The organism is Chryseobacterium sp. NG-CE01 (assembly GCF_055695505.1).
Genome location: NZ_CM146369.1, coordinates 3,177,176 through 3,193,184, shown reverse-complemented (window position 1 = coordinate 3,193,184; position 16,009 = coordinate 3,177,176). Strand labels below are relative to the sequence as shown.

16 protein-coding genes are annotated in these 16,009 nt (G+C 37.2%); 3 read left to right on the top strand and 13 right to left on the bottom strand.

Features of this window, described 5'->3' with window-relative positions; translation table 11 throughout:
• Nucleotides 1-73: 73 nt before the first annotated feature.
• From ACYT6F_RS14865 to ACYT6F_RS14835, 7 genes are all read right to left on the bottom strand, one after another.
• Nucleotides 74-451: a four helix bundle protein gene (locus ACYT6F_RS14865; protein ID WP_472601128.1), complete on the bottom strand. Its 378-nt coding sequence runs from the start codon at nucleotides 449-451 to the stop codon at nucleotides 74-76.
• 49 nt (nucleotides 452-500) lie between these two features.
• A complete protein-coding gene (locus tag ACYT6F_RS14860; protein WP_472598416.1) occupies nucleotides 501-1,679 on the bottom strand; it encodes a thiolase family protein in 1,179 nt (392 codons plus the stop codon).
• Between the two features lie 136 nt (nucleotides 1,680-1,815).
• Nucleotides 1,816-4,209, bottom strand: a complete 2,394-nt coding sequence (locus ACYT6F_RS14855; RefSeq protein ID WP_472598415.1) for a 3-hydroxyacyl-CoA dehydrogenase/enoyl-CoA hydratase family protein — start codon at nucleotides 4,207-4,209, stop codon at nucleotides 1,816-1,818.
• A gap of 111 nt (nucleotides 4,210-4,320) precedes the next feature.
• Entirely contained in the window at nucleotides 4,321-4,770 is a 450-nt protein-coding gene (locus ACYT6F_RS14850) for a MarR family winged helix-turn-helix transcriptional regulator (RefSeq protein ID WP_169231145.1), read from the bottom strand.
• A 164-nt stretch (nucleotides 4,771-4,934) separates the two neighbouring features.
• Entirely contained in the window at nucleotides 4,935-5,858 is a 924-nt protein-coding gene (locus ACYT6F_RS14845) for an ABC transporter ATP-binding protein (protein ID WP_472598414.1), read from the bottom strand.
• A gap of 155 nt (nucleotides 5,859-6,013) precedes the next feature.
• Entirely contained in the window at nucleotides 6,014-6,985 is a 972-nt protein-coding gene (locus tag ACYT6F_RS14840; protein WP_472598413.1) for an iron chelate uptake ABC transporter family permease subunit, read from the bottom strand.
• Between the two features lie 15 nt (nucleotides 6,986-7,000).
• Complete coding sequence (locus tag ACYT6F_RS14835; protein WP_472598412.1) at nucleotides 7,001-7,555, bottom strand: TlpA family protein disulfide reductase; 555 nt, start codon at nucleotides 7,553-7,555, stop codon at nucleotides 7,001-7,003.
• Nucleotides 7,556-7,583: 28 nt separating this feature from the next.
• Between ACYT6F_RS14835 and ACYT6F_RS14830 the strand changes: the two genes are divergently transcribed.
• Both ACYT6F_RS14830 and ACYT6F_RS14825 read left to right on the top strand, forming a co-directional pair.
• Nucleotides 7,584-8,708, top strand: coding sequence for an iron-sulfur cluster-binding domain-containing protein (locus tag ACYT6F_RS14830; RefSeq protein ID WP_472598411.1), 1,125 nt, complete (start codon nucleotides 7,584-7,586; stop codon nucleotides 8,706-8,708).
• A complete protein-coding gene (locus ACYT6F_RS14825; RefSeq protein ID WP_472598410.1) occupies nucleotides 8,705-9,322 on the top strand; it encodes a SanA/YdcF family protein in 618 nt (205 codons plus the stop codon). The genes ACYT6F_RS14830 and ACYT6F_RS14825 overlap by 4 nt, the downstream gene beginning before the upstream one ends.
• Here the strand turns inward: ACYT6F_RS14825 and tamL are convergent.
• A complete protein-coding gene (gene tamL, locus ACYT6F_RS14820; RefSeq protein WP_472598409.1) occupies nucleotides 9,319-11,916 on the bottom strand; it encodes a translocation and assembly module lipoprotein TamL in 2,598 nt (865 codons plus the stop codon). The two genes, ACYT6F_RS14825 and tamL, sit on opposite strands and share 4 nt — an antisense overlap.
• On the opposite strand from tamL, the gene ACYT6F_RS14815 reads away from it, so the two are divergent.
• Nucleotides 11,902-12,633, top strand: coding sequence for a TrmH family RNA methyltransferase (locus ACYT6F_RS14815; RefSeq protein ID WP_472598408.1), 732 nt, complete (start codon nucleotides 11,902-11,904; stop codon nucleotides 12,631-12,633). The two genes, tamL and ACYT6F_RS14815, sit on opposite strands and share 15 nt — an antisense overlap.
• A gap of 79 nt (nucleotides 12,634-12,712) precedes the next feature.
• Here ACYT6F_RS14815 and ACYT6F_RS14810 read toward each other — a convergent pair whose 3' ends face one another.
• The 5 genes from ACYT6F_RS14810 to porQ form a co-directional block, all read right to left on the bottom strand.
• A complete protein-coding gene (locus tag ACYT6F_RS14810; RefSeq protein WP_472598407.1) occupies nucleotides 12,713-13,210 on the bottom strand; it encodes a phosphoribosyl-ATP pyrophosphatase in 498 nt (165 codons plus the stop codon).
• Nucleotides 13,211-13,212: 2 nt separating this feature from the next.
• Nucleotides 13,213-13,521: a phage holin family protein gene (locus tag ACYT6F_RS14805; protein WP_472598406.1), complete on the bottom strand. Its 309-nt coding sequence runs from the start codon at nucleotides 13,519-13,521 to the stop codon at nucleotides 13,213-13,215.
• An 81-nt stretch (nucleotides 13,522-13,602) separates the two neighbouring features.
• Nucleotides 13,603-13,950: a YtxH domain-containing protein gene (locus tag ACYT6F_RS14800; protein WP_472598405.1), complete on the bottom strand. Its 348-nt coding sequence runs from the start codon at nucleotides 13,948-13,950 to the stop codon at nucleotides 13,603-13,605.
• Between the two features lie 94 nt (nucleotides 13,951-14,044).
• A complete protein-coding gene (gene cmk / locus ACYT6F_RS14795; RefSeq protein WP_472598404.1) occupies nucleotides 14,045-14,719 on the bottom strand; it encodes a (d)CMP kinase in 675 nt (224 codons plus the stop codon).
• Nucleotides 14,720-14,888: 169 nt separating this feature from the next.
• Entirely contained in the window at nucleotides 14,889-15,881 is a 993-nt protein-coding gene (gene porQ / locus ACYT6F_RS14790; protein ID WP_472598403.1) for a type IX secretion system protein PorQ, read from the bottom strand.
• Nucleotides 15,882-16,009 lie beyond the last annotated feature (128 nt).

Below are 16,009 nucleotides of genomic sequence, written 5' to 3'. Positions count from 1 at the left end.
GATAATAGATGGACAGAGTATAGACTTTAGTTCCTATAAAAACCATATAGGTTGTCTATTTTCTATCAATCTATTATCTATCATCTGTTTTGTTAAGCATATTCTGAAACACCATTGTTGCTCTTTGAAATTCTTCAATTTTAACTTCAAAGTAGTCACATTTTTCATCAGATAAATATTTTCTATGATTTGCTAACAATATTTGTGTCTGCAATTCAAATGATGAACCTAAAGAAATATCTAAAAAATGACTAAAAGATTTATTTGTTCTGCTTGAACCTTCGGCTATATTAGAAGGAATAGAGATTGAACATCGATCCATCTGGGTTTTCAAACTATATTTTTCATAAGTTGGAAAAGTTTCAGTAAGATCCAAAGTTAACCTTGATAACTCCATTCCCATTTGCCAAATTTTAAGCTTTTTAAAATTGTGTCTTTTATAATCATTCATCATTTCTTGTGTGTAATCTATTATCTATCTGTCTATTCTCTTTTTATCTTTAAAGCAATTCAAAAATACTCGCTGCTCCCTGTCCTGTTCCCACGCACATGGAAACCATTCCGTATTTGTTTCCGCGTTTTCTCATTTCGTCAAGAAGCTGAACGGTTAACTTCGTTCCGGTACATCCAAGAGGGTGACCCAAAGCAATTGCTCCTCCGTTTACATTAAGAATATCAGGATTTAAGCCTAATTCTTTTTTAATAGCAACAGACTGCGAAGCGAATGCTTCATTTAACTCTATTAATTCAATATCTTTTAATTCCAAACCTGCTTGTTTCAAAGCCTTCGGAATGGCATAAATTGGTCCCATCCCCATAATTCTTGGCTCCAATCCTGCCGCGGCATAAGCAACAAGTCTTGCTTCTGGTTCCAATCCTAATTCTTTTACCATTTCTTCGCTCATCACCATTACAAAAGCTGCTCCGTCACTCATCTGTGATGAGTTTCCGGCAGTTACGCTTCCTCCGTTGGCAAAAACCGGTCTTAATTTAGCTAAACCTTGTAAAGAAGTATCAGATCTCGGACCTTCATCTACTGAGAAATCGAATTTTTTAGACTGGATCTTCTGATTTTCATCCAGGAAATTATATTCAACAGGAATCGGAACAATCTGACTGGCAAATCTGCCTTCCTGATTGGCTTTTAAGGCTTTCATATGAGATTCAAAAGCGAACTGGTCCTGTTCTTCTCTCGTAATATTATATTGTTTAGCTACTTCTTCTGCGGTATAACCCATTCCCCAGTAATAATCAGGGTTTGTTTTGGCGATATCCGTTTCCGGAACCGGTTTATATCCTCCCATCGGAATGTAGGACATAGACTCTGTACCTCCGGCAATAATGCAGTCTGCCATTCCAGCCTGAATTTTTGCAGAAGCAATGGCAATTGCCTCACTTCCCGATGCGCAGTATCTGTTTACGGTAACTCCGGGAACTTTGTCTGTATTTAAACCCATTAAGGAAATCAAACGGGCCACATTTAAGCCTTGCTCAGCTTCGGGCATCGCATTTCCTACGATAAGGTCATCAATTCTGTTTTTATCTAATTGCGGAAGTTCAGCCATTAATTTTTCAATTACGGTTGCCGCCATTACATCGGGTCTTGTAAATCGTAAACTCCCTTTAGGTGCTTTACCAACGGCAGTTCTGAAACCCTTTACTATATATGCTGTTTTCATTTGTTTAAATTATTTCGGATTTGCACCGGGTTTCACCCAATGCTATTTTATTTCGCCCTTTCAGGGCTCAAAAACTTTAGCTCTTATCAATTTTATACTATTCTGCTATTAACAGTTCGCTTCTACGAAGCTTCTGTTAGTTTCTCAACGGTTTGCCATTCTGCAACATATACTGAATTCTCTCTAATGTTTTTCTCTCGCCGCAAAGCTGTAAGAAAGTTTCTCTTTCAAGATTCAATAAATACTGTTCTGTAACCACGGTTGGTTCGGAAAGATTTCCTCCCACCATAACATACGCTAACTTGTCGGCAATTTTCTTATCATGTTCGGAGATATAATTCCCGGTTAACATCTGGTCGGTACCCACGTAGAACATTCCGAGCGCATCTTTACCCAAAACTTTCACTTTCTGCTCGATAGGCTGTGTATAGCCATGTTCTGCTAAACTTTTTGCTAACATTTTTGCAGTCTTGATCTGAGTTCTTTTATCTACTGCCACGATATCTTTTCCATGCTCAAGAATTCCCATATCGTAAGCTTCATAAGCAGAAGTAGCTACTTTACCCATAGCAATATTCATGAAAGCGTCACGAAGCCTGTTGTTCTTCACATCATCGTTGTGGAATTCTCTTGAAGTTCTTAACGTAAGCTCTTTTGTTCCGCCGCCGCCAGGAATAACACCGACTCCGGTTTCAACCAGTCCGATATAGGTTTCTGCTGCAGCAACCACTCTGTCGGCGTGCATGGTCATTTCGCAGCCGCCGCCCAGCGTCATTCCGTGAGGAGCAACGACTACAGGAATAGAGGAGTAGCGAACTCTCATCATTGATTTCTGGAAATAAGCGATTGCCATGTTCAGATCATCCCAATCCTGTTCGATAGCCATCATTAAGATCATCGCTAAATTGGCACCTACAGAGAAATTAGTTCCCTGGTTTCCGATTACTAATCCGTCATATTCTTTTTCAGCTAAATCAATCGCTCTGTTTAATCCATCCAGGACTTCGCCTCCTAAAGAGTTCATTTTCGAACGGATTTCAAAGTTGATGATTCCGTCGCCCAAATCTTCAATAGCAGCTCCGGAATTACTCCAAAGTGTTTTATTTTTTCTGATATTATCTAAAATAATAAAAGCATCCTGTCCCGGAATGTTGTTGTATTCACCGGAGTTTTTATCAACGTAAATGCTTTGTCCTTCATCATTAACTTTATAAAATGTTTCTACATTTTTAACCCAGTCTGAAACTTCATAATCTGCATCTTTAGCCAATTCCACGCCTTTTTGAACACCAACGGCATCCCAGATTTCAAACGGACCGTTTTCCCATCCGAATCCGGCTCTCATGGCATCATCTATTTTGTAAACTTCATCAGAGATTTCAGGAACTTTATGAGAAACATAAGCGAATAATGCACCCAAAGATTTTCTGTACAGTTCTGCGGCTTTATCTTTTCCGCCGATCAATACTTTAAACCGGTCAATTGGTTTGTCAATTGTTTTGGTTAATTCCAGTGTCGGGAAGGAAGATTTTCCCTGAAGTTCATATTCTAAAGTATCAAGATTTAACCCGTGAATTTCAGATTTGCCTTCTGCATTCTTTACTTTTTTATAGAAGCCCTGTTCAGTTTTAGATCCCAGCCACTTATTGTCAACCATTTTCTGGATATAATCCGGAAGAGCAAAAACATTGTTGAAATCATTAGCTTCAGCACCGCTTTGGCGAACTCCGTTTGCTACCATAACCAAAGTATCCAAACCAACAACATCTGCTGTTCTGAAAGTGGCGGATTTCGGACGGCCAATTACAGGACCTGTCAATTTATCAACTTCTGAAACGGTTAAACCTAATTTCTGAACATTGTGAAGAAGATCCATCATTGAGAAAACTCCGATCCTGTTGGCAATAAACGCTGGTGTATCCTTTGCTAAAACGGTTGTTTTTCCTAAGAATTTTGCGCCGTAGCTCATGTAGAAGTCAATCACTTCCAGAAGCGTATCATTGGTCGGAATAATTTCTAAAAGAGGAAGGTATCTTACAGGGTTGAAAAAATGTGTTCCTGCAAAATACTGTTTGAAATCCTCACTTCTTCCTTCTGTTAAGAAATGAATAGGAATCCCGGAAGTATTGGAAGAGATCAATGTACCCGGTTTTCTGAACTGCTCAATTTTCTCATAAACGGATTTTTTGATGTCAAGTTTTTCAACAACAACTTCAATGATCCAGTCTGTATTTTTTATTTTTTGTAAGTCGTCATCAAAGTTTCCTACTTTAATTCTATCGGCAAATTTCGGAGAATAGAGCAGGGCAGGACTCGCTTTTTTAAGTTTTTCAAAGTTTTCTGAGGCAATCCTGTTTCTTACCGCCTTATCATCTTTGGTCAAACCTTTTTTCTGTTCTGCTTCAGTAAGTTCAAAGGGAACAATATCCAGCAGCGAAACTTCTACGCCAATGTTGGCGAAATGTGCCGCAATACCGCTTCCCATAATTCCTGAACCAAGAACTGTAACGTGTTTGATTCTTCTTTTCATTTGATTTATTATTTGTAATTGTTTTAATGTTACCGTTATTCTGAATCCTGAAAGTTTCCGTTTTAAATATTTACAATTGATTCTTCCTTCAGAATATAAAATACTTTAAAGTTATTTTCTGTTGTTTAAATCTGTGGCGATTTTCATAATCTCAGTCATCACTTCTTTGAAAGTTTCAAGTTTTTCCGGAGCAATTTTCTCCATAATTTTTTTATTGAAGTTAACGACCACTTCCTTTGACATGTTCCTGGAATGTAAACCTTTATCAGTAAGCTTTATGATGACTTCCCGTTTATCTGTAGTGGTTTTTTCTTTGTAGATATAGCCATTATCTTCGAGAAGTTTTATAATTCTTGTTAAAGAAGTGGGCTCAATAGCCATTTTAGGTCCAAGATTTGTACTTCTTGTTCCTTCTTTAGGATCAATTTTAAGGAGAGTAAGGGCCTGAACGGCCGTAGAATCGTGTTCCTGAGCCATTTCGGTATACATCTTGGAAACGGCAAGCCAGGTTTGTTTCAGAATTAAATCAACGTTTTCTATTTTCTCTTTCTTGTTATCCATCATTTTTATATCAAGGTTTTACCCAAATATAGTAAATATTATGCATGCATAGCATTTATTTACGTTAAAATTTGTTAACAGATTGAAAATAAAAGGTTTAATTAATATGAGGTGCATAATACTATGCATGCATAATATATCAAATTGATAAAGAAATACTGTCGTTAATAGATGGTTTTCAATAAAACAATAATTTCTTCAAAGGATTCACATTGCTTAACATCATTAAAACCTGCTATAATCCAGTGGGTATTATTAAATTCAAAAGTTAATTGTGAAAGGTCTTTCCTGAAATTTTTCTGAAGTAAAGAAAAAAGCATTTCTTTATAGACCTGAGGTGCAATGATATGTGGCGGAACAAAATTCGGATTGATCTCAAAAAGGGTAGCCCTTGTGAGCTCTTCGTGTTGTAAAAGAATATCTTCCACCATACCGGTGTATAAATATTCGTCTTTTACATACCAGATCTTATCAGCAAATTCTTTTGCCAGTCTCCAGTCGTGAGAAGAAAAAAGAATCAGCTTATTATGCTCCTTAGCGAGTGTCCGAAGTGTTTTAAGGATGATAATCTTGTTTTTTTCGTCCAGATGCGTTGTTGGCTCATCAAGGATGATAATAGGAGCATTTTGTGTAATAGCCCTTCCTATAAAGGCCTTCTGAAGATTACCATCAGATAGGTTTCTGAGCAGCGTATCTTTATACTGAATCAGATCCAGCGATTCAATAATATGCAAAACTTCATCTCGGTCTTCTTTTTTCAGCTCGAAATAAAAAGGATAATAAATATACTTTCCCAGTGAGATCAGGTCTTCAACAGTATAATTTTGCGGAATAACGGAATTTGAAAAAACAATGGCTATCTGCTCCGCTATTTCTTTCGGTGAAAGTTGTCTGATATTTTTATGATCAATAAGAATTTCGCCTTTAAGAAGCGGAACCTGATGTAATATGGATTTAATTAAAGTTGTTTTACCTACACCGTTATTACCGATCAACAGGCAGACTTCTCCTAAATTCAGATTGGTATCTGCATCTGAGATTAAGGTTTTACTGTAACCGATGTTTGCTTGCTTGATTTTTAGATGCATTTTGTTTTTATTTCCCGCGGATTTCGCAGATTTTCACAGATTTATTTTTATTCAGTCATATCATTTTGAACGTGACAATGTATAATATTTAAAAAAACAACATTAAGAATAAAATTATCGGTATTAAACAACATTTAACAATTGATAAGTCACTTTCATACTTTATTCTGCTTCAAAATCATTCCCAAAATCACAGGAATTCCAAAGACTGAACTTATCACATTCAACGGTATCTGAGTTTTTTCTGCGATTATTGAGAAGATCAACATAATCAGCATTCCTAAAAACATGTTTAAAATCCATTGCTGCCAGAGTTTTGCCGGATTATAGACCAGTCTGCTGAAGTGAGGCACAATAATTCCGATAAACAAAACCGGACCTAAAAAAGCCGTTACAGAAGCCGAAAGCAGGGAAGAAGCAACAATAATGAATATTTTAAGCTGGTTCAGATTAACTCCCAAGCTCTGCGCATATGACCGTCCCAACGAATTTCCGATTAAAGGTTTTATGGCTTTAAAACAGACCCATAAACCAGCTAGAATTAAGATGGATAAAACATAAATCTGATTTCTCGAAACCATATTATTAGCCCCGAAAGACCACAAAACATAGTTTTTTAAACTCTGATTTTCTGCATAGAGCTGCAACAGGGAAACAATGGCTCCCGAAAAGGCCGATATCAGGAACCCAAAAATGATGAGATAAGATTTATCCTGAAACTTTCTGGTTACGGACAGGAAAATCAGCATCAGCAATAAGCTCCCCCCAATAGCTGCAAAGCTTAAAAAGCTATTCTGAAGAAACTCCGGCAGTAAAATATCATGTGAAAAAAAAATATAAAAAGCGACCGATAAACTGGCCACAGAAGTTATTCCCAAGATATCGGGTCCGGCAAGAGGATTCTGAAAATATTCCTGCATCAGAAACCCGGAAGTAGGAATAGAAATTCCTGCCAAAAGCATTACTAACACACGGTTTACACGAATTTCCGCAATCTGGCTGTTTGAGGATTCCGAAAAAAAATCCTTAAAATGTAAACTTAAAAATCCTGTATTCAGGTTTATAATCACTGCCAAAAGAATGGCAAAAAATAAAACCAAACACAGGATTTTAAATTTATCTGACATAAAAAGTCTGATGTTTTATTTTAAAAAAGAATTAATCTTTCCGGTAAGCTGTTCTTCACTGATCATTCCCAAGGTTTCATCGGTTTTATCGCCTTTTCTCATGAAAGTAAAAGGAATTGCGCTGCCATCCCATTCTTTAAAATTAGCTGCAAAAAAATCGCCACCCAAAAGCTGACCGTCAAGCAAAACCGTGTTATTGCGGATTCCCTGTTCGTCTACAAACTGAGGAACTTTTGTATTCCAGTCATTTTTGTTGTCTACACTTACAAAAGTGATTTTAACAGGCTTTCCGTTAAGCTCCTGAATTTTATTTTTAAAATGAGGAATTTCCTTAACGCAAGGTCCGCACCATGTAGCAAAGAAATTCGTAACATATAAAGTGTCATTCTTCTTGCCTAAAAACTCGGAGGTCTGCTCAGCAGTGTACATTTTAAGAGCAGCAGGAGTTTTGGCAGGCTCCGATACGGATACGGAATCCTGTGCTGCCATTCCGTCTTCCGTTTTGGTGTTTTCTTTTTTACAGCTGAAAACTGAAATCAGGAAAAGCGAGGATAAGATTATCTTTTTCATAATTTTTTATCTATTTTTGAATTGAAGTATGGAACAACAAATCTATAAAGGGAAACTTACCAAGTTTCATTGGCTAAAAATAACGAAAAAGGAAGAACTGACCAAAAATACTTTTTCTCTGGAGTTTGAAATTCCCGGGAATCTGAAAGAGAATTTCATGTTTGAAGCAGGGCAGTTTGTAAGTATAAAATTCAGCTCGCACGGGCAAGAAGTGATCAAAGATTATTCAATGACTTCTGCACCGTACGAAGAAAAAATCGCTTTGGGAATAAAGATGAATTCGCCGGAAGGAGACGCTTCAGAATTATTCAGGAATTATAATGTTGGAGATCTTCTGCTGGTAAGTGAGCCGGCCGGAAGATTTACGCTTATATCCAAACCCAGCGAATTCCGAACAATTATCGGATTTGCGGCAGGTATAGGAATCACGCCGATTCTCAGCCATTTCAAAAATATTCTTCATACAGAACCCAGAACAAGACTTTTTCTGTTCTTTGGTAATAAATCTTCCGATGATTTAATATACCGTGAGCAACTGGACAATCTTGCAAGGAATTGCGGAGACAGGTTACAGATTTTTTATTTCTTTTCTAAGGAAAAAACCTCAAACAGCTTCTTTCACGGGAGACTGGATGACAGGAAACTGGCATTGATAATTAATCAAATCCTTCATCTGGATGATACCGACGAAGAATCTACCATTTGGGATGCTGTAGATGAAGTGCTGATCTGCGGAAAAGGGGATATGATTAAAACACTGGCCAATGCATGCTATCATCATGGAATTCCCAAGAAAAATATTCATTTTGAACTTTTTGAGGAATATAATGATGATATTTATCCTGTTGAAAAAGAATTTCCAGTCATTGAAGATATCGATATTGAATTTACCATGCTTGGTAAAAAATATATTACCGAACTTCCCGATAATAAGGAGAGAATATTACAGCAATTGCTCATTCAGAGATTTGCCGTGCCGTATTCCTGTAAATCAGGGATTTGCGGAAGCTGCGAATGTATTCTTGAGGAAGGTGAAGTGGAATTGCTGGAAAATGAATATCTTACGGAAAGAGAAGAAGAAAAAGGACATATCCTGGCCTGTATGTCTGTTGCAAAAAGCAAGAAAATAAAGCTTAACTTTGATCTGAGTTGAGAATAATAAAAAACATATTTAACCTCATCATACTATCAGCGGAAATAATGATTCTGCTGATATGCCTTGCCAATGCTTGGGTTTTTGCACTCACAGACGGAAGAACTTACAACAAGATCTCCAAAATTCCGCCGAGAGAAGTGGCTCTGGTGCTGGGAACTTCACCGAAGATGCGATCCGGACAATCCAATCCGTATTTTACGAAAAGAATGGATGCGGCGGCCTTGCTTTATCATCACGGAAAAATTAAAAAGATCCTGGTAAGCGGTGAAAAAAGTACGGGATATGATGAACCTGCGGCCATGAAAAATTACCTGATCTATCAGGAAGGAGTGCCGGAAGAAATCATTATTGAAGATCCGAAAGGGTTTAATACATACCGAAGTATTTTACGCTGCAAAGATGTCTACAAAAAGGATAATGTCATTATTGTATCACAGGGATTTCATAACCTCCGGGCGCTTCTTTTTGCAAGAAACAATAACATGAATGCTTTAGGGTTCGACGCCCGCGACGTTACCAAGCCTGAAAGCTATTACAGAAACCAGTTCCGGGAGATTTTAGCCAGAACGGTTGCTGTTGTGTATTTTGCGTTAGGTATTTCCCCGGATTAGAACGGATATCCGAAGGCAATATTCAGTGTCGGCTTAAATGGCTGGAAATACTTCAGCCTCCATCGGTCGCCTTCCGGTTTATTAGGATCATACATTTTGTAGGCAAGATCAAGTCTTAATGTGATATAAGCAATATTCACCCTTAATCCGAAACCGCTTCCGATACCGACCTGTTTCAGGAATTTATTAAACTTAAATTCATCAGACGCGACTTCATTAGAATTTTTCAGCGACCAAATGTTACCGATATCCGTAAAAAGCGCTCCTTCATAAGTTTCATTAAAAGGGACCCTGAATTCAACATTGGTTGTAAGCTTCATATTTTCGGTCATGTAGGTACGCACACGCTCATCGATTTGCGAATCTGCAGGACCAAGTCCGCCGAATGGAACCCAAGCTCTGATATCATTCGCTCCACCATTAAAATAGGATCTGATGACCGGCATACTGGATGAGTTTCCGTAAGGAATCCCGAGACCAACAAACTGTCGAAGCACTAGCGTATTGTCATTAAATTTAAAATATTTTCTTACATCAAAATCAAACTTAACGAACTGTGCATAAGGAACGCCGAAAATGGTTCGTTCCGGGCTGGTAAGAATTCCGCCTTCATTTGTCTTTTGATTAAAAACACTGAAGATATTACCGGCAAGTTCTACTTTACCATTAAAATAAAAAGAGTTCGGATAATCTTTTTTACCTATTTCATTATAAACAAAATTATAAATGAAGGAAGAGATTAAAACGTCCTGAGTTTGCCTGTCTTTGTTAATTAATGTTCCTACGAAAGCAATGAATCTGTCAGCACCCTGCTGATTGAGTGTTGCAGTATAATCTGTATCTAGCGTAATGCGTTTTGAAACTTCATCGATGGTAAGCTGTCCCGACGCGAACTCCTGTCCAACTAAAGGTTTGAAAGCAAAATAATCATTAAATATTTCATCTTTAATCGCTTCATCGTTCACAAAATAATCGTAATAGGCATCTTTATTTTTGGTTAAACTTAATTGCGTGTTGAATAAAGTAAGCCTGTGAGAAACCTTGTCATTTACGGTTGCAAGATAATTTAAACCGGTATTAAAATTTACTCTTCCGAGACCGATATTGTTCTGAACCGAAGCTCCCAATACGATGGATGAAGTAGGACTGTATCTTTTTGGCAGTAATTTATAATAATCGAACGGAAGCAATAATCTTGGAAAATTAAGGGAAGCCTGAGCCGAAATTTCATAAGCCAGAACTCTGCTGCTGATATCTTTGGTACTTCTTATCGACCCGAAAGTTCCGGAGAGACTGGTAGACAGGTTTTCTGCTCCGCCAAATACATTTCTTGTTGTAAGATCTACCGAAGGAGAAACGCCGAGGTTCAGCAACTGCGAGTAGTTAACATCCGTCCCCAGTTTCAGCTCATATTTCGGAAGCGGTTTGAGCACATACATCACATCAACAATACTGTCGTTGGGCGCAACTCCGCCGCCATGCCTTAAAGAATCTCTCGACTTAAGAATGCTGAAATTATTCATTGCCAAAAGATTTCTTCTTGTAAGATCAAACTTTTTCTGATCATATACCTGTTTATTCCCGACCGTGATAGCCCGCCATATTGCTCTTGAATCGTACTGATTGTTAACCTTATGAAAACGTATACCTCTTAAGCTGTCTTTTTTTGTATTTTTAGGATAATCTCCCACTTCATCTACGATGGCTACATCAATGTTTCCGATTGTAGATACTTTGTAAGGTCTGTCAAGAGAATCTTTATGAATTTCAAGCGTTAAAGGAACCTGTTTTCTGCTTTTGATCGAATCGGCTACAAAATAGATTTCGTCTCCAAGATTATTAAATTTGTAATAGCCGTAATCTTTCATCAGTTCGTTGATTCTCGTAACTTCTTTTTCGAGAACCGTCTGATCCAATATCTGACCCTGCCTGATAAGACTTTCTCTTATTTTCTGCTGATAGATATTTTTTACCGCAGGATCTGTGATATTATAATAATATTCTTTGATATAAGTAGGGTCGTTATGGGTAATAAAGTATGTAACCGCTGCTTTTTTTGCAGCAGAATCAAGTTCATGTTTAAATTTTACTTCTGCATCCCAGTATCCGCGATAGGTAAGTCTCTTATTTATTGATTCCGCACTCTTTTCCGTTTTGGTCTGATCAAGAATTACCGGCGCAGAACCCCAGTTGTGGTACAATCTGTCGAAAAAAAGACTTTTGCCTACGCTGCTTTTCATATTGTATTTAATGAAAAGAGAATCTCTCAGTTTTTGATTTCGCAATTCATTCGGATACGTCATGTACTCATTAAGGAGTGTATCATATTTCGGATTGGCGGCATTATACAGCCATAAGCTGAGCGGCATGAAAAGAAACTGCCGTTTATTGGGCTTTTGCTGAACATAGCCTTTAAGTTCGCCGTCGAAAGGCGCCTTTTTATCTTCAAATTCAAAATTATTCTGGGCCAACAGGTATTCTCCGTCCGGAACCTTTTTAGTAGTGCTACAAGCATAAAGGAGACCTACAAATGTTGCAAATGATATAATTTTATAATACTTTTGAGGAGAATTCTTATAATGCTTACAGCTCATACAATAAAAGTTTTACAATCTTTGGATAAAAAGAAGTTCAGACAAAAATACAATTTGTTTTTGGTTGAAGGCAATAAAACGATCACTGAACTTTTCAATTCTAACTTTAAAATTAAAGAAATATTTTCTACCGATCCGCAAAAATTGGACCGGGCAGACGTTCCGGTGACTCATATTTCTGATAATGAGCTAAAAAAAATAAGTTTCCTGCAACATCCCAAGGATTCTGTAGCAGTCTGCTATCTGAATGAAGAGAAGAAACTGGATGACGGAAATCTTCAGCTTGTTCTGGATGGCATTCAGGACCCTGGAAATATGGGAACGATTATACGGCTGGCTGACTGGTTCGGGATTGAACAGATCATCTGCAGTAAGGATACGGTGGATTTTTATAATCCTAAAGTAATTATGGCCAGTATGGGATCTTTTACGAGGGTGAATGTTGCCTATACTGATTTGGAAGAATATCTTTCTGAAACAGAAAATATAAACATCGGAACCGACATGGATGGGGAAAATATCTATTCTTTTAAAAGACCGGAGAAGATGAATCTTATACTTGGAAATGAAGGTAACGGTATGCGTGCAGAAACGGAAACCCTTTTACAGAAAAGTGTGATGATCCCAAGATTTGGCAAGTCGCAGTCTACCGAAAGCCTGAATGTATCGATGGCAGCAGGTATTATTTTGGGACAGCTGTTCAGCGATAATGGGTGATAGAGTTTGAGAGTGGGAGAGTTAGTTGATGCATTATAGCATGGAAACTTAAAACACTAAAACGCTCCCACACTCAGATTCAAATAAGTTGTTCCATACTGGAGACACTTTGATTTTTCTGGTAATTTTCCAGTTTCTTTCTGATGAATCTCAGGGCAATCGGAGCGAGATATATTAGTGCAACCCCGGCTATCTTTCTTTTCCAGTTTGAGCTTTTAAGGCTTTTTCTGGCATAATTTCCAACGATAGCGGTAACACCCAGTTTAATCAGAGTATCGAGGGCATCTCCTTTGAATGCAGAGCCGGCAATACCCATTGCTGTATCTTTACTGATAAGTGCACCTTTTATTTCAGAAGTAATCTGTTTGGCGATGACGTCTTTTTTGAGTACTACTTTTTCGTCACCGTCTTCATCTACTTTCTCTTCCAGATACTGATCTGTCAAACCATTGGTGAATGCACTTAAACTTTCTTTTGTATTCTTGAATGTAAGAAGATCTTCAAGTCCTTCGATTTCCTGTTTCAACAGTTCTTTCTTTCTTCTTAATTCTTCTAAGCTCTCATACTTTCTGCCCATGTTTACTGATTTAAAAATTTAATAACCTTATCTGCCACATAATTTACGATTTTCTTTTTACATACCATCAGAATAATCATAATGAGTAAGTAAAATGCTGCCACGATGAGAAATCCGTAAGATGTGCCTCCCACCGCTCTTCCGATAAGAAAAGCGATCCCAAAGTTAAACAGGATAATGAAAAAACCAAAGGCTACCAACATTAAAACAAGATAGGTAATAACTCCGGCTGAAAGCGAAGATTTTTCTGTAGCTTCAATTTTCAGCAGGTCAATTCTTTTCGATGCGTATTCTTTAATAGTTTCAATCATTGTTTTTATTTAAAGTTACAAAAAAAGGAACTTTTGTTTATAAAGTTCCTTCTCATAATTTACCTAAAAAAATAAATTATTTTATTGTTTTAGATCATTCAGTTCAGATTCTACATTTTTTACTACATCTGCAGTTTTTGAAACAATCTGATCTTTGTATTTATCGTATCCGTCTTTCACTGTGTGAGCTACGTTACTTGCTGTTTCTTTGAAAGTAGAGGAGATACTTCCGTACTGGTCTTTTACTTTTTCAGAAACTTCTCCGTATTTGTTTTTAGCCTGATCTTTAATATCATTGGCTTTTTCTTTAATTTTCTTTCTGGTTTCTTTACCTTCTTCCGGAGCATAAAGCATTCCTAAAATTACACCCGCTGCAGCACCTGCAAGAAGCCCTGCCAAAATACCCGCTGTATTGTTTTTCTTAGACATTTTCGTTTTTTTTAATAGTTAATAATACTAGTTTTACTTGCTTAATATTTGTACAATTAATATACCAAAGGAGGCGAACATGTATTAAAAAGTGTTAAATATTTTGAATGTAAGAAAGTATGCTGTCGATGGTTTCTCTTTTAGAAAGATTTGTGTTATCAATAACGACAGCATCATCCGCCTGCTTTAGGGGAGCTATTTCGCGCTCACTGTCAATCTTATCACGTATAATAAGGTTCTTTTTTACCTGTTCTTCATCTGCTTCGATTCCAAGGCTTAACAGTTCCTGATATCGTCTTTTTGTTCTTTCATCAATACTTGCTGTCAGAAAAAATTTATAGTCCGCATTTGGCAGAACTACTGTCCCGATGTCACGTCCGTCCATAATAATGCCGCCTTTTTCTGCCAATGAGCGCTGCGATTGCAGGAGAAAATCTCTTACTTCCTTCTGTTTTGCGACAAAACTTACATTTTCTGACACTTCATTGGTACGTATTGCTTTTGAAATATCAATATGATTAAGGAAAAGAACAAGTTCACCGTTGTCATTTTTAAATTCCAGCTCAATTTCATTAAAAGAGGTAAAAAGCTTTTCGAGATCTATTGATCCGCCTTCATTCAGGCAGTTCTGCAGGGCAAACCAGGTTACTCCTCTGTAGAGCGCACCCGTGTCAAGATGAATGATACCAAGCTTTTGGGCAATAATTTTAGATATTGAACTTTTTCCGGTAGACGAGTACCCATCGATTGCAATAACAGGTTTTTTCATGGCACAAATTTCCAGATTTTTTATTAAAAATCAAGTAAACTTATAGGATTTTATTGATAATAATATGTATAAGTTGTATAAAGTATTAGAACCGACTTTCCATCAAATATTTAAATTAAAAATCCCCGAATAAATTCAGGGGATGTATGTAATAATGATTTTATTTTAATTATTCTCCGGCATGGCTTACAAGATCTACAGAAACACCAATCTGGTTAACATTGGTAGAATTATGATATCTTACATGGGCATAATCGATTCGGAATCTTGATAATTTAATTCCAAATCCGGCAGAAAGTCCGGAGAAATTTCTCTGATCTGCTACTGCAAGCTCATTGCCGCGTTTTACATTATATCCCAGCCTGATATTGAATCCTTTTTCCGGAAACAGTTCTGCTCCAAGAGAAAAGTGGTCTGCAATTTTTCTTCCTACATTTACTTCCTGGCCGTTTACATTATATGGCGACGAAATATTAAACTCCTGAAGATCGTGCGCCGTGATGGTAATCGCCAGCGGAATGGCTTTCAAAATCCTGGTATATCCCAGATCTACACGAAAAGGAAGATTTTCCCTTGTTCCGTTAAACGATTTGAACTGATAGCCAAAATTTCTGAATATTAAAGAAGCCGTTTCTTTATTCTTTTTGTTATGATATGTAATTCCGGCATTTCCTGAGATCGCAGAAGAAGTATAGTTGTCAATTTTAGAAGTGATAAAATTTAATCCGCCGCCGATGGTCCAGTCTTCTTCAAACTGATAGGCATATCCGGCACCAATAGCAACGTCGGAAGCTTTGAATGTTCCGTTTTCGAAACCGCTTTCATCCGTTCTGGGAATATCTCCATAGCTCATATACCGTGCATTGATGGTAGCCATATGGCCGTTATCAAAATCTTTAGCATAGGCTATTGTTCCGTATTTTGAATCAGCAAGATAAGCAGCAGCATTCACAGAAAGCTGGTTATCAGAATCTCTATTGAGCAAAGACGGGTTTGCAATGGCAAAGGAAACATCATGATCTCTTACGGAAATTGCATCGCCGCCGAGTGCAGCCTGCCTTGCAGAAACCGGGATATTCAAAAACGGGTAAACGTTTGTTCCTGTTTGTGCATAAGAAACAATTCCTGAGAGAAATAATGAAAAAATGACAATTTTCTTCAATTCAGTTTATTAGTAATGCAAAAATAATCCTTTTTCGTACTTTTCAAAATATTTCTCATATTATTTACCGGTAAATTTTATGTTTTTTGAAAATGACAGTTTTAATATTAAATATTCAAGGTTTTTTT

Excerpts from the sequence above, each read along its gene's own strand:
- ACYT6F_RS14865 (WP_472601128.1), bottom strand. The coding sequence starts at position 451 with ATGAATGATTATAAAAGACACAATTTTAAAAAGCTTAAAATTTGGCAA.
- ACYT6F_RS14860 (WP_472598416.1), bottom strand. The coding sequence starts at position 1,679 with ATGAAAACAGCATATATAGTAAAGGGTTTCAGAACTGCCGTTGGTAAA.
- ACYT6F_RS14855 (WP_472598415.1), bottom strand. The coding sequence starts at position 4,209 with ATGAAAAGAAGAATCAAACACGTTACAGTTCTTGGTTCAGGAATTATG.
- ACYT6F_RS14850 (WP_169231145.1), bottom strand. The coding sequence starts at position 4,770 with ATGGATAACAAGAAAGAGAAAATAGAAAACGTTGATTTAATTCTGAAA.
- ACYT6F_RS14845 (WP_472598414.1), bottom strand. The coding sequence starts at position 5,858 with ATGCATCTAAAAATCAAGCAAGCAAACATCGGTTACAGTAAAACCTTA.
- ACYT6F_RS14840 (WP_472598413.1), bottom strand. The coding sequence starts at position 6,985 with ATGTCAGATAAATTTAAAATCCTGTGTTTGGTTTTATTTTTTGCCATT.
- ACYT6F_RS14835 (WP_472598412.1), bottom strand. The coding sequence starts at position 7,555 with ATGAAAAAGATAATCTTATCCTCGCTTTTCCTGATTTCAGTTTTCAGC.
- ACYT6F_RS14830 (WP_472598411.1), top strand. The coding sequence starts at position 7,584 with ATGGAACAACAAATCTATAAAGGGAAACTTACCAAGTTTCATTGGCTA.
- ACYT6F_RS14815 (WP_472598408.1), top strand. The coding sequence starts at position 11,902 with ATGCTTACAGCTCATACAATAAAAGTTTTACAATCTTTGGATAAAAAG.
- tamL (WP_472598409.1), bottom strand. The coding sequence starts at position 11,916 with ATGAGCTGTAAGCATTATAAGAATTCTCCTCAAAAGTATTATAAAATT.
- ACYT6F_RS14810 (WP_472598407.1), bottom strand. The coding sequence starts at position 13,210 with ATGGGCAGAAAGTATGAGAGCTTAGAAGAATTAAGAAGAAAGAAAGAA.
- ACYT6F_RS14805 (WP_472598406.1), bottom strand. The coding sequence starts at position 13,521 with ATGATTGAAACTATTAAAGAATACGCATCGAAAAGAATTGACCTGCTG.
- ACYT6F_RS14800 (WP_472598405.1), bottom strand. The coding sequence starts at position 13,950 with ATGTCTAAGAAAAACAATACAGCGGGTATTTTGGCAGGGCTTCTTGCA.
- cmk (WP_472598404.1), bottom strand. The coding sequence starts at position 14,719 with ATGAAAAAACCTGTTATTGCAATCGATGGGTACTCGTCTACCGGAAAA.